This is a genomic window from Herbaspirillum lusitanum, from assembly GCF_026127345.1.
Taxonomy (GTDB): Bacteria; Pseudomonadota; Gammaproteobacteria; order Burkholderiales; family Burkholderiaceae_D; genus Herbaspirillum; species Herbaspirillum lusitanum.
In genome coordinates this window covers 1,128,564-1,147,463 of the sequence record NZ_QXFG01000008.1, presented here as the reverse complement: position 1 = coordinate 1,147,463, position 18,900 = coordinate 1,128,564, and the positions used below count along the sequence as shown (strand labels likewise).

Genomic DNA, 18,900 nt, shown 5'->3' with positions numbered 1-18,900 from the left:
GGTGATTGATAGCCCAGCGCTGAGTGCATACGCCGTTCGTTGTAAATCTCTTCGATGAAGTATGGCAGCCTGCCGGCCACATCGTCGAATTTCTCATAACCAGCCAGATAGACCTCTTCCACCTTGAGCGTCTTCATGAAGCTCTCCGCCTGCGCGTTGTGATATGGGTTGGCTGGTGCGCTCATCGAACCAATCAGGCCGAATTCTTCCAGCGCCTCTCGGTACAAAGCACTTCCATATTGGCACCCGCGGTCGGTGTGGTGAATGCATGTGTTGGGCGCCGGCTTGCGACTTCTATAAGCCGCCGTCAGCGCGGCCAGGGCCAAGGGCGTGTCGATACGCTTGGATAAGGCGTAGCCAATCACCTTACGACTGCAAGCATCCAGGACAACGGCCAGGTAGATAAAGCCGGATGCAATTCGGATATAGGTAATATCGGCGACCCAAACACGATCTGGCTCCGTTGGAATGACGTTGCGGTAGCGATTGGAAAATACTGCGACATCAGCCTCAGAGCCAGCCACCGGCTTGAATCTGCGTCGGTGGTGGCCGTGCACTTCGTGCTCACGCATGATCCTCGCTACACGTTTGTGATTGACCACATGCCCGCGTGCCTTCAACTCCAAAGTGATTCGACGATAGCCATAACCTGGAAAGACATCATGGATGTCTCCTATTAGTTGAGTCAGATCATGATCGTTAAGTGCCGCAGTGGCTGGCTTAGGCTTGTAATAGTAGGTACTACGCGGCAGATCGATCATTTGGCATCCTCGTCGGATGGAACAGGCCTGGGGCCGCTGGTAATCGATGAGTTCTCGTTGTTGCTGACGAGTTGCAGTCGCGGTGTTTTTTTAAGGAGATCGAGTTCCATCGTGAGCTGGCCGACCTTCCGCTCCAAAGCAGCAATGTGCGCTTCATACTCCGCAACCGTTGATGCCGCGGCGTCTTCCCGATCCAGCTCACCGCGATCAAACTGCCCCAGCCACATCTGCATAAGATTGGCTGACAAGTTGTGCGTCTTGAGGGCCTCTCGACGTCCAAGCTTCCCGCTGCGAACGTCACTACAGATCTGAATCTTGAACTGCAGACTGTGCCGCCGATATGGTCCTCTTGCTGACATGGTGTCGCTCCTCCTGAGAAGGCTCGACAGGCGTATCACTTCATCGACTGGCCTTGGTCCAGCCCGAGGGGGTCACTCCAAAGGAACATCTATTTATTCAATAAGCTTCGTTTAATAATTTGATGTTGTTTTGATAGTCGGAAACAAAAAAGCCCTGAAATCTTAATGAAATCAGGGCTTTTCGGGTGTTTTTGGCGGAAGGTGTGAGATTCGAACTCACGAAGGGCTCTCACCCTCGCCAGTTTTCAAGACTGGTGCATTCAACCGCTCTGCCAACCTTCCTGCGCAAGCCGGGCATTATACATGAGTCGCCTGGCCGTCGTCCTTTTCCGCTTTTAGAAAATGCCCGGGTAAGCGCCGCCGTCCATCAGCACGTTCTGGCCGTTGATGTAGCCGGCATGCTTGCTGCACAGGAATGTGCAGGTCGCGCCGAACTCGTCCGGGTCGCCGAAGCGGCCGGCCGGGGTTTCGGCCATGCGTTGCAGGCGGACTTCGTCGGGTGTTTCGCCGGTGAGCTTGGCGGAGCCGACGAAGCTGCTGCGCAGGCGATCGGTTTCGAAGCTGCCGGGCAACAAGTTGTTGATCGTCACGCCGCTCTTGGCGATGTGGCGGGACACGCCGGCGACGAAACCGGTCAGGCCGGAGCGGGCGCCGTTGGACAGGCCGAGGTCGTAGCGCGGGGCCTTGACCGAGCTGCTGGTGATGTTGATGATGCGGCCCCAGCCGCGCTTGATCATCTGGTCGACGGTGGCCTTGATCAGCTCGACCGGCGTCAGCATGTTGGCGTCGATGGCCTTGAGCCAGATCTCGCGATCCCAGTCGCGGAAGTCGCCCAGCGGCGGGCCGCCGGCGTTGTTGACGAGGATGTCGGGGCCGTGGCCTCGCTCTTTGTCCATTGTGCCGGCGATTTCGTCGACCGCGGCCAGCGCTTTTGTGCGGCCTTCGGGAGTAGCGATGTCGGTGGCGACGGCGATGACCTTGATGTTGCCGAGCGCGCGCAGTTTTTCAGCGGCCTGGTCGAGCGTCTCTTGGTTGCGGGCGACGATGACGACGTGCGCGCCTTCGCGCGCCAGGTGTTCGGCGCAGGCGTAGCCGAGGCCTTTGCTGGCGCCGCAGACGAGGGCGATTTTTCCTTGAAGTCCTAGATCCATGATTGCTGATTCCTTAATGTTGGCGTGTCACATTCTTGCGTGGTCGATGCATTGCTGCGCCGGATTAAAAATTTCATCGGGCGTTTCTGAGCAGATCGCGCGCTTCGCTTGTGACGGCGAAGGCTGGCTGATAAACTGGCGGACAGCTTGAGGGAGGGCATGGCTGCGGTATTGCCGGGGTTGCGTAGGATGATTCGTTTATTTTTTTCGGATCAGGTAGATCGCCAACGCAATGATGATCACCACGCCCGCTTCAAGTACAACTACCAGAACGCCGCTACTTCCGTTACTCACGCCTATCTCCTTTTTGGGTCGCCGGTCAGGCAAGTCCTCTGTGTTTTACAACGGGACTTGTCCGGCCAAGTGCGTACTTTACACCTATGATGCATTCTTTGTATTTCACCGTCGTGGTCAACTTCTTTCTCGGCGGCGTGCTCGGCGCCATCGGCGGCCTGTTCGGCATCGGCGGCGGCCTGATCGCGATTCCGGTGCTCGGATTCCTCTACGGCATGGACCAGCAACTGGCGCAGGGAACCGCGCTGGTGATGATCGTGCCGAATGTGGTGATCGGTTTCTGGCGCTACAAGCAGCGCAACAAGATCGAACTCAGCGCGGCGCTGCAGATGGCGGTACCGGCGGTGTTCACGACTTATTTCGCGGCGCGTTTTGCGACTTCGATCGAAGCACGCTCGCTGCATCTGGCGTTCGCCTTGTTCATGGTGGTGCTGGCCCTTTATTACCTGTGGACTTTGCTGCGCAGGAAAAAAGAAATGATCCCGCGCGCGCGCCTGCCGCAGAAATACATCTTCCTCATGGGGTTGGCGGCGGGGGCATCGGCAGGATTCTTCAGCGTCGGCGGCGCCATCGTGGCCGTGCCGGGACTGGTCGGTTTGTTCGGCATGACGCAGACGGCGGCGCAGGGCCTGGGCCTGGCGATGGTCACGCCGGGGACGCTGGTGGCGCTATGGACCTACGCCAGCGCAGGCCATGTCGACTGGAGCATCGGCATTCCGCTGGCGCTGGGCGGCGTGCTCAGTATTTCCTGGGGCGTGGCGTTGGCGCATCATTTGCCGGAGCGGCGGTTGCGGATGCTGTTTTGCGGCGCGCTGATTGCGATAGCCGCCTGGATGATGACGCACGGCTAAGAGCGGCTAACAAAACGCCGCTGGCGGCGTTGCTTCTCCTCGCCGTACTATCGTACTGTCTTCGTCGGCGCGCCTTGCCATCGACGCTTTGTTAGCCGCTCTAAATTTCAATCTGCAATCAGGCTGCTTCCTTCTCCACCGGCGCCGGCGGCACCTGCGCCGTCTGCTGCCGGATGAATTCCACCAGGTCGCGCGCATACAGGGGCAGGGCGTCGAGGCTTTGGACCACCATGCTGCGCTCGCGCACGCTCCACGGATCGGTCAGTTCGATCAGGCTCAATTGCATGGTTTGCTTGTGACGCAGGGCCGCCGAGTGCGGCACGATGCCGATGCCGACATTGGTCTCCACCATCCGGCACATCGCTTCAAAACTGCGCACCTGGATCCGCAACTTCAAACGCTGGCCGCTTTCCGACACGATACGATTGAGGAAGTGATGCAGCGTGCTGCCTTCATGCAGGCCGACGTGTTCATATTCCAGCGTCTCGGCGAAGGAGACCTTGCCGATGCCGGCCAGCGGATGTTCCAGCGCCGCGGCGAGGACCAGGCGGTCGGTTGAAAAATTCAGAATCTCCAGTCCATCTCCCTGCACCGGTCCGGCGACGATGCCGATGTCGGCCGTGCCTTCCTGGATGCCGCGCATGATGTCGTGGTTCAGCCGTTCTTCCAGCGCGACGTTGACCTGCGGATGGAGGGTGAGGAATTTCCCCAGGATTTCCGGCATGAATTCCGTCACCGCCGTGGTGTTGGCGAAGATGCGGATATAACCCTTGATGCCGTTGTTGTACTGCTGCATGTCGCCTTTGAGGCGCTCGACCTGCTGCATGAATTGCTGCGCGTGGGTGAGGAAGGTCTGTCCCGCCGGCGTCAGTTGCACGCCCTTGCTCTCGCGGTAGAGCAGGCGCATGCCGAAGCGTGCTTCGAGTTCCTTGATACGGTTGCTTGTCGCCGCCAGCGACAGGTTCATGCGCTCGGCGCTGCGGGTGAGGCTGTTGAGTTCGGCGATCAGGATGAACAGCCGCAGGTCGGTGAGGTCGAATAGCATGATGTCTCTCTGAAGTAAGTGCCGGCATGAGGGTGCCGGTCTGTTTTAGTCCAACTCATATTACGCCTAAACCCGGATGACTGTGGCAGGCGTTTCGCTGCAATTGTAACGTCAGAAAACACAACGGACCATGACGGTCCGTTGTGTTGTGTTGCCTTTTCAGGAGTGTTTCCCGTGGGATTTCCTGTGTTGCAGGAGGCCCGTTTTCTTTTTCTCGTGCTTTGGCTTATTTTCCTTTACCCATCGCTTCCATCATGCGCACCGTCAGGTACAGGCGCGGCACCACGCTATCCAGGTCGGCCCATTCGTCGGACGAATGGATACGGTCGCCGACGATGCCCATCCCATCGAGCACGATGGGCTTGCCGGTCTTGGGGTTGTAGGCGAAGCCGGCGTCGGTACCGTAGCGCATGGAAACCGGCGTGATCGACTTGCCCAGTTCCTTGTAGATGCTGTCCGCAGTGGCGGCCAGGCGGTCGCTGTCGGCATTCTTGCTGAACGGCGGACGACGGTTTTCCACCTTGACCTTGACCTCGGTTTCGGGGATCAGCTTCTTCTGGATGATCTTGTCGGCGTCGGCCTGCACGCGCTGGATTTCGCCGACATCGGACATCCGCATGTCGGCGGTGGCGCTGGCTTTTTCAGGAATGATGTTGACGCGGTCGCCGGCCTGGATCACGGTCCAGTTGACGGTGGTGCCCTTGGCCTGGCTGCCGAGGTCCTTCAGTTGGATGATCTGGTTGGACAATTCCACCGCCGCGTTGCGGCCGGCTTCCGGCGCGGAGCCGGCGTGCGAGGCGCGGCCCTTGACGTCGAGGTGGACGTAGGCGATGCCGTTGGTGGCGACGGTCACGACGTCGGCTTCAGGCGGTTCGAACACCAGTACGTAGTCCTGGTCGGCGGATAGTTTGCTGATCATGTCGCGCGAACCGAGCGAGCTTTTTTCTTCGTCGGGATTGAACAGCACGGTGAGCGTCTTGTAATCCTTGAAGCCGCGTTCGCGCGCAATATCGAGCGCATATACGATCAGCAGCGCGCCGCCCTTGGCGTCGGCCACGCCCGGACCGAAGGCCTTGTTGCCGGTGATCTTGAACGGCCGCTTGGTTGCTTCGCCGATGCCGAACACGGTGTCGTAGTGGATCATCAGCATGATGTTCTTGCTGCCGCTGCCCTGCAGCTTGCCGATCACCATCTTGCCGGCAGCCGGCGGTGCGGCGACGATCTCGACGCTGGCGCCGACTTCCTTCAGGCGCTGCGCCAGTATCGCTTCAACCTGCGCCAGGCCCTTGGCGTCGTCGGTGCCGGAATCGATATTGACCAGCGTGCCGAGATCCTTGACCAGTACGTCCTTGCGTTTTTGCGCGGCTTGCAACAACGCGTTGTCGGCATTGGTCGGGCTGGTTTGTGCGAAGGAGGCTGCCGAAGTAGTACAGGCGAGTGCAGCGATGAGCGACATCAGATGGGTTTTCTTCATGGATCTCTCGTGGAATGTTGATTGAAGAGCAATCTTTGCCGCAGGGATGGCGGCGTGTCGCCACTATAGCAGCCGAACGGGCCGGCGCAAATGCTGCGCACCGACACCAGCGGCCGCGCTGCATCGGAGAAAACCCGGTGTAAAAAATGATGCGGTCGCACATGCGTGACTTCACGCCAGACGATGCCCCCCTTCAGAAAATACAGATTGTTTTGACAACTGGCGGCGCTCAGACTCTGCTCCATTCGTGAACCGGCGATCGTTTTTTCCATCTGCCGCTCACCTCATTGCCATTTCATCGACACCTGATCAGAGCATTCCATGAGCCAGCATGACATCGACCTGACGCTGTTGCGTCAATGGGTCGGCAAGACTCAAAGCCACAGCGATTTCATCAACCCGGCCTTCGCCGCCGCGCTGGCCGCCACACTTGATCATTCGCAAACGCCGGCAGCAGGCGACGCCTTGCCGCCACTCTGGCACTGGATCTATTTCTGGACCGCGTGCCGCCAGTCGGAAGTCGGCGACGACGGCCATCCGCGCCGTGGCGGCTTCCTGCCGCCGGTGCCGCTGCCGCGCCGCATGTGGGCCGGCGGCCGTTTGCGTTTTGCAGCGCCGCTGCCGATTGGCGCGACGGCAACCAAGACCTCGCGCATCGCCAGCGTCGACGTCAAGAAGGGCAAGACCGGCGAGCTGGCCTTCGTCACCGTGGCGCACGAGATTGCGCACAACGGCAAGGTCGCCGTCCATGAAGAACATGACATCGTCTATCGCGGCATGCCACAGCCCGGCGCAGCGCCGGTGGCGCCGAAGCAGGCCCCGGCGGAAGCCGACTGGCGCCGTCGCATCGAGCCCGATCCGGTGCTGCTGTTCCGCTATTCGGCGCTGACCTTCAACGGCCATCGCATTCACTACGATCGCAGCTACGTCACCGGCGTAGAAGGCTATCCCGGCCTGATCGTGCACGGTCCGCTGATCGCCACGCTGCTGGTCGATCTGCTGGGTCGCAGCCTGCCGCTGGCGCGCCTGCTGGAGTTCAACTTCCGCGCCGTCGGCAGCCTGTTCGACATCGAGGCCTTCGAGATCTGCGGCAAGTTGTCGGCCGACGGCAAGCGTGCCGAGTTGTGGGCGCAGAACCTGCGCGGCGAACTGGCGATGCAAGCCGAGGCCGTGCTGGCCTGACGAAGAAAATCCAGTCATTTCAACCAATCAGCAGGAGAACCATCGATGTCCCTTCAGTCCTCTTCGCCGGACGCCTATCAGGACTTGCGCGACGCCGTGCGCGATCTTTGCAGTACCTTCCCGCCGGAGTACTGGCGCAAGGTCGATGAAGCACGCGGTTATCCGGAAGAATTCGTCGACGCGCTGACCAAGGCAGGCTGGCTGGCGGCGCTGATTCCGGCCGAGTACGGCGGTTCCGGCCTCGGCCTGACCGAAGCCTCGGTGATCATGGAAGAAATCAATCGCACCGGCGGCAACTCCGGCGCCTGTCACGGCCAGATGTACAACATGGGCACCTTGCTGCGCCATGGTTCGGCCGAGCAGAAGCAGCTGTACCTGCCCAAGATCGCCAGCGGCGAATTGCGCCTGCAGTCGATGGGCGTGACCGAGCCGACCACCGGCACCGACACCACCAAGATCAAGACCACCGCCGTCAGGAAGGGCGACCGCTACGTCGTCAACGGCCAGAAGGTGTGGATCTCGCGCATCCAGCATTCCGACCTGATGATCCTGCTGGCGCGCACCACGCCGCTGGACCAGGTCAAGAAGAAGTCGGAAGGCATGTCGATCTTCCTGGTCGATCTCAAGCATGCCATCGCCAACGGCATGTCGGTACGGCCGATCCTCAACATGGTCAACCACGAGACCAATGAACTGTTCTTCGACAACCTCGAAATCCCCGTCGAGAACCTGATCGGCGAAGAGGGCAAGGGTTTCAAATACATACTCGACGGCCTCAACGCCGAGCGCACGCTGATCGCCGCCGAGTGCATCGGCGACGGCTACTGGTTCATCGAGAAGGCGGCGCAATACGCCAAGGAGCGCGTGGTGTTCGACCGCCCGATCGGCATGAACCAGGGCGTGCAATTCCCGATCGCCGACAGCTACATCGAACTGGAAGCCGCCAACCTGATGCGCTTCAAGGCTTGTGAGCTGTTCGACGCCCGGCAGCCCTGTGGGGCGCAAGCCAACATGGCCAAGTTCCTCGCCGCCAAGGCCTCATGGGAAGCCGCCAACGTCTGCCTGCAAACGCACGGCGGTTTCGGTTTCGCCTGCGAATACGACGTCGAGCGCAAGTTCCGTGAGACGCGCCTGTACCAGGTCGCGCCGATTTCCACCAACCTGATTTATTCCTACGTGGCCGAGCACATCCTCGGCCTGCCACGGTCTTTCTGAGGAACCGGACATGAGCTCAACGTCTTCACATCCTTCGCGCCTCCTGAGCGAATTCCTCGCCGGCCTGCGCTATGACGACATCCCGGCGTCCGTGATCGCGCGCACCGAAGACCTCTACCTCGACTGGTTCGCTTCGGCGCTGGCCGGCAAGGGCGCGCGCCAGATCGACATCATGGAACGCTACGTCGACAAGATGGGGCCGGCCGATGGGCCGAGCACCATCCTGGTCAATCGCAAGCACAGCTCGCCCTATTTCGCCGCGCTGGTCAACGGCGCCTCGTCGCATCTGGTGGAGCAGGACGATGTCCACAACGGCTCCGTGTTCCATCCTGCGGCCGTGGTGTTCCCGGCGGCGCTGGCGGCGGCGCAGGATCTCGGCAAATCCGGCGCCGACCTGCTGGTGGCGGCAGTGGCGGGGTACGAAGCCGGCATCCGCATCGGTGAGTTCCTCGGCCGTTCGCACTATCGCATCTTCCACACCACCGGCACGGCCGGCACCCTGGCCGCAGCGGTGGCGGTCGGCAAGCTGATGGGTTTCAATGCCGATCAGTTCCTGCATGCGCTCGGCTCGGCCGGCACGCAGGCAGCCGGTTTGTGGGAATTTTTGCGCGACGCCGCCGACTCCAAGCAACTGCACACGGGCAAAGCCGCCGCCGACGGTTTGCTGGCCGCCTACATCACACGCGATGGTTTCACCGGTGCGCAACGGATCCTCGAAGGTGCGCAGGGCATGGCCGCAGGCATGTCGACCGACGCCGACCCGGCCAAGCTGACCGATCGCCTCGGCGAGCGCTGGGCCACCGCGGAGACCTCGTTCAAATTCCACGCCTCCTGCCGCCATACGCATCCGGCCGCCGACGCGCTGCAATTGCTGATGCAACGCGAAGGCCTGCAGCACGACCAGATCGCCGCCGTGAATACGCGGGTGCATCAGGGCGCCATCGACGTGCTCGGACCGGTGGTCAATCCGCAGACCGTGCATCAGGCCAAATTCTCGATGGGCACCGTGCTGGGACTGATTGCCGTCCATCAGAGTGCAGGGCTGGGCGAGTTCGAACAGCATGCGCTGCAGGACGGCAAGGTCGGCGTATTCCGCGACAAGGTCCGGATGACGCTGGACGACGAGGTCAACACCGCCTATCCGGCGCGCTGGCTTGGCCGCGTCGAGGTCGACACCGTTGACGGCCGTCATCTGAGCGCCGCCGTCGACGTGCCCAAGGGCGACCCGGACAACACCTTGTCGCGTCGTGAGCTGGAAGACAAGGCGCAGCGGCTGATCCGCTTCTCCAACGCCGCCACGCCGCAGGAAACCGATCGCATCATTGCCCACGCCTGGCAGCTGCATGCGGCGCCGGCCATGAACGATGCATTGAACAACTTATTCGCGAGATAAACCATGATGCCGTCCACCCGTCCTCTCGAAGGCATTACCGTCGTCAGCCTGGAACACGCCATCGCCGCGCCGTTCTGCACGCGCCAGCTGGCCGACATGGGCGCCCGCGTGATCAAGGTCGAACGTCCCGGCGTGGGCGACTTCGCACGCGGCTACGACGAGCGCGTCAACGGATTGTCCTCGCATTTCGTCTGGACCAACCGTTCCAAGGAAAGCCTTACGCTCAACCTCAAGGATGCAGACGGCAAAGCCATCATCGACAAGCTGCTGGACGAAGCCGACGTGCTGGTGCAGAACCTCGCGCCGGGAGCGGCAGCCGGGCTCGGCCTGTCGGCGGCGGTGCTGCACAGGAAAAATCCGCGCCTGATCGTCTGCGACATTTCGGGTTACGGCGAGAACGGTCCTTATCGCGACAAGAAAGCCTACGACCTGCTGATCCAGAGCGAAGCCGGTTTCCTGTCGGTGACCGGCACTGCCGACGAGCAGGCCAAGGCCGGGTGTTCGATCGCCGACATCGCCGCCGGCATGTACGCCTACTCACACGTCCTGGCGGCGCTGATCAAGCGCGGTCGCGACGGCGAAGGCAGCCACATTGACCTGTCGATGCTGGAGTCGCTGACCGAATGGATGAGCTTCCCGATGTATTACGCTTACCAGGGCGCATCGGCGCCGGTGCGTTCGGGCGCCGAGCACGCAACGATTTATCCCTACGGCCCGTTCACCGCCGGCGACGGCAAGGTGGTCATGCTGGGCCTGCAGAACGAGCGCGAATGGAAAGTGTTCTGCGAATCCGTCTTGCAGGATCCGGCGCTGGCGCAGGATGCACGCTTCTCGACCAACTCGCGCCGTCACGAAAACCGCGCCGAATTGCGCAAGCTGATCCTCGACATGTTCACGCCGCTGACGGCGCAGGAAGTGGTGGCGCGGCTTGACCAGGCGCAGATCGCCAACGCCAGCGTCAACACCATGCAAGACCTGTGGGAGCACCCGCAACTGGCGGCGCGCGAGCGCTGGACCGAAGTGGGCTCGCCGGCCGGCAGCTTGCCCGCCTTGCTGCCGCCGGGCGTGAACAATACCTTCGACTTCCGTATGGACGCCATCCCGGCGCTTGGCCAGCACACCGACGCCATTCTCGGCAAGCTCGGTTATGCGCAGGCCGAGATCGACGTTTTGCGCGCACGCGGAGCAGTGTGATGACTGCTGTCGTGTCCACTTCGCCGCTCGCACGTTCTTACCTGTTCGTTCCCGCCAACCGGCCCGACCGTTACGGCAAGGCGCTGGCCAGCGGCGCGGATGCGGTCATCGTGGATCTTGAGGACGCGGTGGCGCCGGCCGCCAAGACACAGGCGCGCGACACGCTGGCAGATTGGCTGGCGCAGCAAGCGAATCAGCAAGACAAGCTGTGGGTGCGTATCAATGCCGCCGACACGCAATGGTATGACGATGATGTGCGCTGCTTCGCGAATGCGCCGATTGCCGGCATCGTGCTGCCCAAGGCGGATGACTGCGACACCATCCGCAACATCGCCCGGCATTTCGTCGGTCCGCGCAGTCATTCACGTCTGTTGCCGCTGATCGAAACCGCAGTCGGCATTGCACAGATGCGCGATATCGCCCGGGCCCGGCATGTCGAGCGGCTGGTGTTCGGTTCGATCGACCTGCAAGTCGATCTCGGTATCCAGTGCGAACCGCGAGAAAGCGAACTGACGCATCTGCGCGTGGAGATGGTCATTGCATCGCGGCTGGCGAACATCGCACAACCGGTCGACGGCGTCACCACCACCTTCGACGACCTGCCTTTTCTGGAACATGCAGTCAGCCGTGCGCGCCGCATCGGTTTCGGCGCCAAGCTGTGCATCCATCCGCGCCAGGTCGACATCGTCAACCAGGGATTCCTGCCCAGCGCGGAGGAAATCGCCTGGGCTCGCGCCGTCATGGCGGCGGTGGCGCAGAGCGACGGCGGCGCCATCTCGCTCAACGGAAAAATGATCGACAAGCCGGTCATCATGCAGGCGGAAAAATTCCTACGGCAGATTGGCGAGACGTAACCAATTTGAGTTTGCAGTTTGATTCAGCAGTGACAGCAGTAAAGAAAACAAGCAATAAAAAATACAAAAGAAAAAGCAGGGAAACGCGAAACCGCAAGGAGACAACCCCGGCGGTTTTTCACGCAATACGCACGGCAAGACATAACAACAAGCAAGCGCGGGGATGCATGACGGAGATCGATCATGCACTGGCGCACACCATCGAATTACGTATCCATTCTTGGAGGAGATATGTTTACAACAAAAATCACCCGGCTGATGCTGGCCGCCGGCTTTGCCATGACCGCATTGGCTTTGCCGCTCGCACAGGCACAAACCGCCAAACCGGCCGAACTCAAGATCGGCATCACCACCTTCACGTCCGGCCCGGCCTCGGTATTCGGCGTGCCGGCCAAGCAGGCCGCGGAAATCTACCTGGAAGACCTCAATGCCGCCGGCGGCATCAACGGCGTCAAGGTCGTACCGACCTTTGTCGATGAAGGCGTGGGCGGCGACAAGCTGTTGTCCGAATATCGCCGCGTGGTGCAGGAGCAGGGCGTCAAGGTGATGCTCGGTTCGATCTCCAGCGGCAGCTGCAACATCGTCGCGCCGGTGGCGGAGGACCTCAAGGTGCTCAACATCCTGTGGGATTGCGGCACCGAGAAAGTGCTGGAAGAGCGCCGTTATCGCTACGTCGTGCGCACCCAGGCCAACGCCACCACGGAAATGGTCGCCAGCGTGCTGTACCTGCTGCGCCAGAAACCGAACTTCAAGACCATCGCCGTGGTGAACCAGGATTACGCCTGGGGCCGCGATTCGTGGGAGCTGTTCTCGCATACGCTGAAGATGCTGAAGCCTGACGTCAAGGTCGTGGCCGAGCTGTTCCCGAAATTCGGCGCCAGCGATTTCTCGACTGAGATCAGCCGCCTGCAGGCGCTGCGTCCGGACGTCATCTTGTCGACCTCGTGGGGCGGCGATCTCGACACCTTCGTGCGCCAGTCGGCGCAACGCGGCCTGATCAAGAACTCGCTGTTCGTGCTGCCGCTGGCCGAAAGCTCGCTGGAACGCCTGGGAACGACGCTGCCTGACGGCGTCATCGTCGGCGCGCGCGGCGATCATTACTTCCTGCATCCGGAGCTCAAGGACGATCCCAAGCTGAAGAATTTCGTGCAGAAGTTCAAGGCCAAGACCGGCGCTTATCCGATCTACTCGGTCTATCACATGATCCAGGCGCTGGACGGCATGGTGGCCGGTTACGACAAGGCGATCAAGGCCAACAAGGGCCAGTGGCCGAGCACCGAGCAGGTGGCTGACGCCATGCACGGCCTGAACTTCCGCGGACTGACGCGTGAAGTGAAGATTCGCGCCGACGGCCAGGGTCTGGAAGACCAGTTGCTGGGCACCACCAAAAAGACTGCCGCCTATCCGTTCCCGGTGCTCGACAAGATCGAAATCTATCCGGCTGAAATGGCGATCGCGCCGGTCGGACAAAAGTCGGTGGACTGGGTCAAGACCATCAAGCCGGAGCTCTTGCGCGATCCTCGCATCAAGACCTTCCCGCCCATCGCCAACTGAACCCCGACCGGACTGACTGAGCAACAACATGAACCAGGAATTATTCTTGCTGGCCATGCTGGACGGGTTGTCATACGCGGCGCTGCTGTTTCTGGTGGCGCTGGGTATGACGCTGGTGTTCGGCGTGATGCGGATCCTCAACATGGCGCACGGCAGCATGTACGCCTTCGGCGGCTATTTCGCCGCGACCCTCGGCATGTGGGCGGTCGCAGCGAAATTTTCGCCGGCATGGTCCTTCGTCTGGCTGCTGGTGGCCGCGCTGGTGGTCGGCGCCGTCATGGGAGCCGTCATGGAAATCTTCCTGCTGCGCCGTATCTATCACAAGGAACAGATACTGCAGCTGCTGGTGACCTTCGCCGCCTTCATGATCTTCGAAGATCTGCAACGGCTGATCTGGGGCTCCCAGCCTTACTTCGTTTCCGACATCGTCAACTATCTCGGCGTGGCCGAGGTGCTTGGCATCACGTACACGCGCTATCAGCTGATGGTGTTGCCGGGCGTGGCGCTGGTGGTGTTCTTCGGCTTGCGGCATTTCCTCAAGTCGAGCAGCACCGGACGCCAGATCGTCGCCGTGGCGCACAACCGCGAAGTAGCGATGGCGATGGGCATCGACGCTCGCCGCATCTGCCTGCTGACCTTCGTGGTCGGGTCGATGCTGGGCGCCCTCGGCGGCGCGCTGGCGTCGCCCACGACCTCGCTGGTGCCGGGCATCGGCGCCGACATGATCGTGCTGTCGTTCGCGGTGGTCGCCACCGCCGGCCTCGGGCAGATCGAAGGCACGCTGATCACGGCGATCCTGATCGGCCTGACGCGTTCGTTCGCGGTCTACCTGCAGCCTGAAAGCGAAGTGCTGGTGCCGTACCTGATCATGGTGCTGGTGCTGCTGTTCCGTCCGCAAGGATTGTTCTCGGTGGCCCAGGCGAGGAGGGTGTGATGACAAAAATAACAATGTCAAAAACAACATCGCCGAAAATAAAAATAGCCGGCGTCCTGCTGGTGGTGTTCGCGCTGGGCTTGCCGATGATCTGGCCCTGGCTCAAGACCCCGATGGTGGTCGCCACCAGTTTCGGCATTGCCGCGCTGGGCGTCTCCATCCTGATCCGTTCCGGACAACTGTCGTTCGGCCATGCAATGTTCTCCTGTGCGGCCGGTTACGCGGTGGCCTTCACGGCGCGCGCCATGCCGGAGCTCGACAGCGCCGTGCTGATCCTGCTCGGCACGGTGTTCGGCGCGGTCATGGGCATGGTGATCGGTTTGTTCGTGGTGCGCTACCGGGCGATCTTCTTCGGCATGCTGAACCTGGCGTTGTCGATGGTGCTGTTCTCCATCCTCGGCAAGTTCTACAGCCTGACCGGCGGCACCGACGGCATCCGCCTGGCGCGTCCGACTTTCTTCGGCGTGCGCATGGAGCGCGACGGTTTTGAAACCACTTTGCTGGTCGTGGCCGTGGTGTTGGCGGTGGCGCTGGCCTGGGGCGTCCAGCGCTACATGATGTCGATCGCCGGCCAGGCATTGACCGCAGTCAAGACCAACGAGACGCGGCTGGAATACGTCGGCCTCTCGGCCAATCGCGCGCTGTGGATCGGTTATGTCATCTCGGCTGCGCTGTGCGGTTTGTCGGGTGCGATGTTTGCGCTGATGCAGGGGCTGGTGACGCCCGAGATGGGCTACTGGGTACGCTCGGGCGAGATCGTGTTCATCTCCATCCTCGGCGGCGTCGGCCATCCGGTCGGTGCTTTCCTCGGCGCGGTGGTGTTCGAGTTCGTCAAGCTGTATTCGGCGGCGCTGTTCACCGGCGCCTGGCAAATGGTGTTGGGCTTCGTATTGATCGGACTGGTGTTCTTCGTGCCGACGGGCTTGTCCGGCCTGTTGTTCCGGAAGGAGCCAAAGTGAGTCAAAAATCCATGAGCCAGCCTCTATTGCAAACAAGCGGATTGCAGCTCGCCTTCGGCGGTCTGGTGGTGGCCGACAACATCAACTTCGAATTGCATCCCGGAGAACGGTTGGCGGTGATCGGCCAGAACGGCGCCGGCAAGACCACCTTCATCAATATCTGCACCGGCTTCATCCGGCCCAGCGGCGGTACGGTCAGCTTTGACGGGCGCGACATCACGCGTCTGTCGCCGCGCGCCATCGTCCAGCGCGGCATCGGCCGGTCGTTCCAGTTGCCGCAACTGTTCCTCGAGCACACCGTGCGCGAATGCATACAACTGGCGGCGGCCGGCCGCACCGGCCGCCTGCGCATCTGGACGCCGCTCGATCGTGCGATTCCAGCCGCGGAAGTCGACCACATTTTGGAGCTGGTCGGCCTGCGCGCCCGCGCCGACGAACTGTGCTCGCTGCTGCCGGAAGGCCAGCGCAAGCTGCTCGACATCGCCATGGCGCTGGTGCTGCAACCCAAGCTGCTGATCATGGACGAGCCCACCAGCGGCGTGTCCACCGATGAGAAGCATGGACTGATGGCCATCATCATGCGCGTTCTCGACGAGCAGAAGATCACCTCGATCTTCGTTGAGCACGACGTCGATATCGTGACGCGGTACGCGACGCGCGTGGCGGCCTGGATCTCGGGCCGCATCGCCGCCGACGGACCGCCGCAGGAAGTGCTCGCCAATCCTGAAATCCGCCGCAACGTGATCGGAGAATGACATGCTGAAAATCAAGAACGTCAGCGCGCGCATCGCCGGCATCACCGTGCTGCGCCGGATCGAGACGGAGTTCCGCGCCGGCGGTTTGCTGGCGGTAGTGGGGCGCAACGGCGCCGGCAAGACCACCTTGCTGCGCGCCGTCATGGGCCTGATCCCGCTGCAGGAGGGCGTGATCGAGTTCGACGGCCGCGATCTGGCTGCGGTGCCGGCGCATGGCCGGGTGGCACTTGGCATCGGCTATGCGCCGGAAGACCGGGTGATGTTCCCGACCTTCACCGTGGAAGAGAACTTGCGCCTGCCATGCGACGTCCTGGGCCTGCCCACCGCAGAGGTTGATCGTCGACTGGAGAAGGCCTTGACCGTCGTCCCGCAGCTCAAGGAAATGCTGCCGCGTTCGGGCGCTGCGCTGTCCGGCGGCCAGGGCAAGATCGCTGCGCTCGGCCGTGCCCTGATGGCCGGTACGCGCCTGGTGCTGCTGGACGAACCTTTCCAGGGACTGGCGCCGGTGCTGGCGACACAGTACGGCGAATCGCTGCGCCGCCTGCGCGAGATCGACAGCGAAGTCTGCGTGGTGGTCACCGAATCCAACCGCAGCCTGTTGCGCGACCTGCCCGACGACACTCTCACATTGGAACGTGGTGAATTGACTCATGCCGCGTCCGTGCACTGAATCGAAAAGTTAACCTACCGGAGACACACATGAAAACCATACTGATAGACGGCCGCTGGCAAGCGGCACAGGACGAACGCACCATCGACGTCATCGATCCCAGCAACGCCAAGGTGTTCAGCAGCATCTCGCGCGGCGGCGAAGCCGACGTCAAGCTGGCGGTGGACGCCGCGCGACGAGCACTGAGCGGGCCATGGGGGAAAATGACGGCGACCGAGCGCGGCCGCCTGCTGCAAAAGCTGGGCGAACTGATCCTCGCCAACGCCGAGGAAATCGCCCAACTGGAAGCGCGCGACACCGGCAAGCCGATCACCGTGGCGCGCAACGACGTCAAGGTGGTGGCGCGGTATTTCGAGTTCTACGGCACCGCCGCCGACAAGATCCATGGCGAAACCATCCCTTATCTGGAAGGCTATAACGTCAGCCTGGTGCGCGTGCCGCACGGCGTGACCGCGCACATCATTCCGTGGAATTATCCGGCGCAGATGTTCGGCCGTTCGCTGGCGCCGGCGCTGGCGATGGGCAACGCCACCGTGCTCAAGCCGTCGGAAGACGCCTGCCTGAGCGGCATCAAGATCGCCGAACTGGCCATCGAAGCCGGCTTCCCGCCGGGGGCGCTGAACCTGGTCACCGGCTACGGCCATGAAGCCGGCGCCGCACTCACCGCGCACCCGGGCATCGACTTCGCCACCTTCACCGGCTCGCCTGAAGTCGGCGTCATGGTGCAGGAAGCGACCGCGCGCAATCACGTTGCCTGCGTGCTGGAACTGGGCGGCAAGTCGCCGCAGATCGTGTTTGAAGACGTCGATTTCGACAAGGCGCTGCCGGTGATCGTCAAGGCCATCACGCAGAACGCCGGCCAGACCTGCTCGGCCGGCAGCCGCCTGCTGGTGCAGGAAAGCATCTACGACAAGTTCGTCGCGGCGGTGGCCGAGCGCTTCAAGGCGGTGACGGTCGGCACGCCCGAGATGGATCTCGACTGCGGTCCCATCGTCAACAAGAAGCAATACGACCGCGTGCGCAAGTTCATCAGCGAAGCCGTCGAATCGGGTGTGCCGCTGCTGGCCGAAGGCGCGTTCGGCAAGGACTTGCCGGCCGACGGCTATTTCGTCAAGCCGGCCTTTTTCGGCCGCGTGCCGCGCGATCACCGGCTGGCCTGCAAGGAAGTGTTCGGGCCGGTGCTGTCGGCGATTCCGTTCAAGGACGAGGAAGACGCCATCGAACTGGCCAACGCCACCGAGTTCGGCCTCGCCGCCGGCATCTGGACCGAGAACGGCGGGCGCCAGGCGCGCGTCTCGCAGCGCGTGCTGAGCGGCCAGGTGTTCATCAACTGCTACGGCGCCGGCGGCGGCGTCGAGTTGCCGTTCGGCGGCGTCAAGAAGAGCGGTCACGGCCGCGAGAAGGGCTTGCTGGCGCTGGAAGAAATGAGCACCACCAAGACTGTCGTCCACTATTACAAATAAGGCGCGCCATGACTCAGTTACTCGACAAGGTCGCCATCGTCACCGGCGCGGCCTCCGGCTTCGGCGCCGAAATCGCGCGCGCGTATGTGCGCGAAGGCGCGAAGGTGGTGCTGGCGGACATCAACTACGACGGCGCGCAGTTGCTGGCGCATGAACTGGGCAGCGCTGCCAGCGCCGTGATCTGCGACGTCACCAGCGCGACCGACGTCAAGGCAGCCGTCAAGCATTGCGTCGACCGCTTCGGCGTGCCGGACATCATCGTCAATAACGCCGGCACCACGCACCGCAACCAGCCCATGCTGGATGTCGACGAGGCGACCTTCGATCGCATGTACGCGATCAACGTCAAGTCGATCTACCACATGACGCGCGCGGTGCTGCCGCTGATGCGCGAACGCAATGCGCAGCAGAAGGACCGTGGCGGCGTGATGCTCAATATTGGTTCGGTGGCGGGCATCCGCCCGCGTCCCGGGCTGACCTGGTACAACAGTTCCAAGGGTGCGGTCAACATGCTGTCGAAATCGATGGCGGTCGAACTGGCGCCGGATCGCATCCGCGTGCACGCGATCTGCCCGGTGATGGGCGCGACCGGCTTGCTCGAACAGTTCATGGGCGTGCCTGACACGCCGGAGAACCGCGCGCGCTTCATCGCCACGATCCCGCTGGGACGCATGTGCGAAGGCGCCGACGTCGCCAACGTGGCCGTCTTCCTCGCCACCGACGCGTCGCATTTTCTGACCGGGATGGAAGTGCCGGTCGACGGTGGTCGTATCATCTGAGGATTCATTCAAA

General features: G+C 62.1%; 19 protein-coding genes and 1 tRNA gene. 13 read left to right on the top strand and 7 right to left on the bottom strand.

From position 1 onward, the window contains the following. The 4 genes from DXT88_RS13570 to DXT88_RS13555 all read right to left on the bottom strand — a co-directional run. Window positions 1-779: IS3 family transposase (locus DXT88_RS13570; RefSeq protein ID WP_265214183.1), on the bottom strand; the 779-nt coding region annotated here is incomplete at its 3' end. After that, window positions 758-1,009, bottom strand: a complete 252-nt coding sequence (locus DXT88_RS13565; protein WP_265214103.1) for a hypothetical protein — start codon at window positions 1,007-1,009, stop codon at window positions 758-760. The genes DXT88_RS13570 and DXT88_RS13565, both read right to left, overlap by 22 nt. Window positions 1,010-1,312: 303 nt before the next feature. Continuing rightward, window positions 1,313-1,402: transfer RNA gene (locus tag DXT88_RS13560), tRNA-Ser, on the bottom strand. Window positions 1,403-1,455: 53 nt separating this feature from the next. Then, complete coding sequence (locus DXT88_RS13555; protein ID WP_265214101.1) at window positions 1,456-2,271, bottom strand: SDR family oxidoreductase; 816 nt, start codon at window positions 2,269-2,271, stop codon at window positions 1,456-1,458. 380 nt (window positions 2,272-2,651) lie between these two features. Here DXT88_RS13555 and DXT88_RS13550 point away from each other — a divergent pair, with 380 nt between their 5' ends. Next, a complete protein-coding gene (locus tag DXT88_RS13550; protein ID WP_265214099.1) occupies window positions 2,652-3,416 on the top strand; it encodes a sulfite exporter TauE/SafE family protein in 765 nt (254 codons plus the stop codon). 118 nt (window positions 3,417-3,534) lie between these two features. Here the strand turns inward: DXT88_RS13550 and DXT88_RS13545 are convergent, their stop codons facing one another. The 3 genes from DXT88_RS13545 to DXT88_RS13535 all read right to left on the bottom strand — a co-directional run bounded on the left by DXT88_RS13545 (window position 3,535) and on the right by DXT88_RS13535 (window position 6,207). Continuing rightward, window positions 3,535-4,461, bottom strand: a complete 927-nt coding sequence (locus DXT88_RS13545) for a LysR family transcriptional regulator (RefSeq protein ID WP_265214097.1) — start codon at window positions 4,459-4,461, stop codon at window positions 3,535-3,537. A gap of 226 nt (window positions 4,462-4,687) precedes the next feature. Further along, complete coding sequence (locus DXT88_RS13540) at window positions 4,688-5,935, bottom strand: glutamate carboxypeptidase (protein WP_265214095.1); 1,248 nt, start codon at window positions 5,933-5,935, stop codon at window positions 4,688-4,690. Then, window positions 5,932-6,207 carry a hypothetical protein gene (locus DXT88_RS13535; protein WP_157137828.1) on the bottom strand — a complete coding sequence of 92 codons (276 nt, stop codon included), beginning with the start codon at window positions 6,205-6,207 and terminating at the stop codon, window positions 5,932-5,934. Before DXT88_RS13535 ends, DXT88_RS13540 begins: the two co-directional genes overlap by 4 nt. A 49-nt stretch (window positions 6,208-6,256) precedes the next feature. On the opposite strand from DXT88_RS13535, the gene DXT88_RS13530 reads away from it, so the two are divergent. The 12 genes from DXT88_RS13530 to DXT88_RS13475 all read left to right on the top strand — a co-directional run bounded on the left by DXT88_RS13530 (window position 6,257) and on the right by DXT88_RS13475 (window position 18,887). Then, window positions 6,257-7,117, top strand: coding sequence for an FAS1-like dehydratase domain-containing protein (locus DXT88_RS13530; RefSeq protein ID WP_265214091.1), 861 nt, complete (start codon window positions 6,257-6,259; stop codon window positions 7,115-7,117). 45 nt (window positions 7,118-7,162) lie between these two features. Next, window positions 7,163-8,332: an acyl-CoA dehydrogenase family protein gene (locus tag DXT88_RS13525; protein ID WP_016834104.1), complete on the top strand. Its 1,170-nt coding sequence runs from the start codon at window positions 7,163-7,165 to the stop codon at window positions 8,330-8,332. Window positions 8,333-8,342: 10 nt separating this feature from the next. Continuing rightward, entirely contained in the window at window positions 8,343-9,725 is a 1,383-nt protein-coding gene (locus tag DXT88_RS13520) for an MmgE/PrpD family protein (protein ID WP_265214089.1), read from the top strand. Between the two features lie 3 nt (window positions 9,726-9,728). Continuing rightward, a complete protein-coding gene (locus DXT88_RS13515; RefSeq protein ID WP_265214087.1) occupies window positions 9,729-10,919 on the top strand; it encodes a CaiB/BaiF CoA transferase family protein in 1,191 nt (396 codons plus the stop codon). Continuing rightward, window positions 10,919-11,773 (top strand): HpcH/HpaI aldolase/citrate lyase family protein, encoded by an 855-nt coding sequence (locus DXT88_RS13510; protein WP_265214084.1) that lies wholly within the window; start codon window positions 10,919-10,921, stop codon window positions 11,771-11,773. Before DXT88_RS13515 ends, DXT88_RS13510 begins: the two co-directional genes overlap by 1 nt. Window positions 11,774-12,004: 231 nt before the next feature. Further along, window positions 12,005-13,327, top strand: a complete 1,323-nt coding sequence (locus DXT88_RS13505) for an ABC transporter substrate-binding protein (protein WP_116433032.1) — start codon at window positions 12,005-12,007, stop codon at window positions 13,325-13,327. Window positions 13,328-13,355: 28 nt separating this feature from the next. Continuing rightward, on the top strand, window positions 13,356-14,261 hold the full coding sequence (locus DXT88_RS13500; RefSeq protein ID WP_116433031.1) for a branched-chain amino acid ABC transporter permease: 906 nt from the start codon (window positions 13,356-13,358) through the stop codon (window positions 14,259-14,261). A gap of 14 nt (window positions 14,262-14,275) precedes the next feature. Beyond that, the gene (locus tag DXT88_RS13495; RefSeq protein ID WP_265214081.1) at window positions 14,276-15,220 is read left to right on the top strand and encodes a branched-chain amino acid ABC transporter permease; all 945 of its coding nucleotides are present in this window, start codon (window positions 14,276-14,278) and stop codon (window positions 15,218-15,220) included. 11 nt (window positions 15,221-15,231) lie between these two features. Continuing rightward, window positions 15,232-15,975, top strand: a complete 744-nt coding sequence (locus tag DXT88_RS13490; protein ID WP_265214175.1) for an ABC transporter ATP-binding protein — start codon at window positions 15,232-15,234, stop codon at window positions 15,973-15,975. Window position 15,976: 1 nt separating this feature from the next. After that, entirely contained in the window at window positions 15,977-16,645 is a 669-nt protein-coding gene (locus tag DXT88_RS13485) for an ABC transporter ATP-binding protein (protein WP_265214079.1), read from the top strand. Window positions 16,646-16,674: 29 nt separating this feature from the next. Further along, window positions 16,675-18,108 carry an aldehyde dehydrogenase family protein gene (locus DXT88_RS13480; RefSeq protein WP_265214076.1) on the top strand — a complete coding sequence of 478 codons (1,434 nt, stop codon included), beginning with the start codon at window positions 16,675-16,677 and terminating at the stop codon, window positions 18,106-18,108. 8 nt (window positions 18,109-18,116) lie between these two features. After that, on the top strand, window positions 18,117-18,887 hold the full coding sequence (locus DXT88_RS13475; RefSeq protein ID WP_265214075.1) for an SDR family oxidoreductase: 771 nt from the start codon (window positions 18,117-18,119) through the stop codon (window positions 18,885-18,887). Window positions 18,888-18,900: the final 13 nt, after the last annotated feature.

What these genes read in the sequence shown, in the direction of transcription:
- DXT88_RS13550 (WP_265214099.1), top strand. Translation starts at nt 2,652, where the DNA reads ATGATGCATTCTTTGTATTTCACCGTCGTGGTCAACTTCTTTCTCGGC.
- DXT88_RS13475 (WP_265214075.1), top strand. Translation starts at nt 18,117, where the DNA reads ATGACTCAGTTACTCGACAAGGTCGCCATCGTCACCGGCGCGGCCTCC.
- DXT88_RS13520 (WP_265214089.1), top strand. Translation starts at nt 8,343, where the DNA reads ATGAGCTCAACGTCTTCACATCCTTCGCGCCTCCTGAGCGAATTCCTC.
- DXT88_RS13510 (WP_265214084.1), top strand. Translation starts at nt 10,919, where the DNA reads ATGACTGCTGTCGTGTCCACTTCGCCGCTCGCACGTTCTTACCTGTTC.
- DXT88_RS13515 (WP_265214087.1), top strand. Translation starts at nt 9,729, where the DNA reads ATGATGCCGTCCACCCGTCCTCTCGAAGGCATTACCGTCGTCAGCCTG.
- DXT88_RS13555 (WP_265214101.1), bottom strand. Translation starts at nt 2,271, where the DNA reads ATGGATCTAGGACTTCAAGGAAAAATCGCCCTCGTCTGCGGCGCCAGC.
- DXT88_RS13535 (WP_157137828.1), bottom strand. Translation starts at nt 6,207, where the DNA reads ATGGAAAAAACGATCGCCGGTTCACGAATGGAGCAGAGTCTGAGCGCC.
- DXT88_RS13525 (WP_016834104.1), top strand. Translation starts at nt 7,163, where the DNA reads ATGTCCCTTCAGTCCTCTTCGCCGGACGCCTATCAGGACTTGCGCGAC.
- DXT88_RS13480 (WP_265214076.1), top strand. Translation starts at nt 16,675, where the DNA reads ATGAAAACCATACTGATAGACGGCCGCTGGCAAGCGGCACAGGACGAA.
- DXT88_RS13490 (WP_265214175.1), top strand. Translation starts at nt 15,232, where the DNA reads ATGAGCCAGCCTCTATTGCAAACAAGCGGATTGCAGCTCGCCTTCGGC.
- DXT88_RS13485 (WP_265214079.1), top strand. Translation starts at nt 15,977, where the DNA reads ATGCTGAAAATCAAGAACGTCAGCGCGCGCATCGCCGGCATCACCGTG.
- DXT88_RS13545 (WP_265214097.1), bottom strand. Translation starts at nt 4,461, where the DNA reads ATGCTATTCGACCTCACCGACCTGCGGCTGTTCATCCTGATCGCCGAA.
- DXT88_RS13530 (WP_265214091.1), top strand. Translation starts at nt 6,257, where the DNA reads ATGAGCCAGCATGACATCGACCTGACGCTGTTGCGTCAATGGGTCGGC.
- DXT88_RS13495 (WP_265214081.1), top strand. Translation starts at nt 14,276, where the DNA reads ATGTCAAAAACAACATCGCCGAAAATAAAAATAGCCGGCGTCCTGCTG.
- DXT88_RS13540 (WP_265214095.1), bottom strand. Translation starts at nt 5,935, where the DNA reads ATGAAGAAAACCCATCTGATGTCGCTCATCGCTGCACTCGCCTGTACT.
- DXT88_RS13505 (WP_116433032.1), top strand. Translation starts at nt 12,005, where the DNA reads ATGTTTACAACAAAAATCACCCGGCTGATGCTGGCCGCCGGCTTTGCC.
- DXT88_RS13500 (WP_116433031.1), top strand. Translation starts at nt 13,356, where the DNA reads ATGAACCAGGAATTATTCTTGCTGGCCATGCTGGACGGGTTGTCATAC.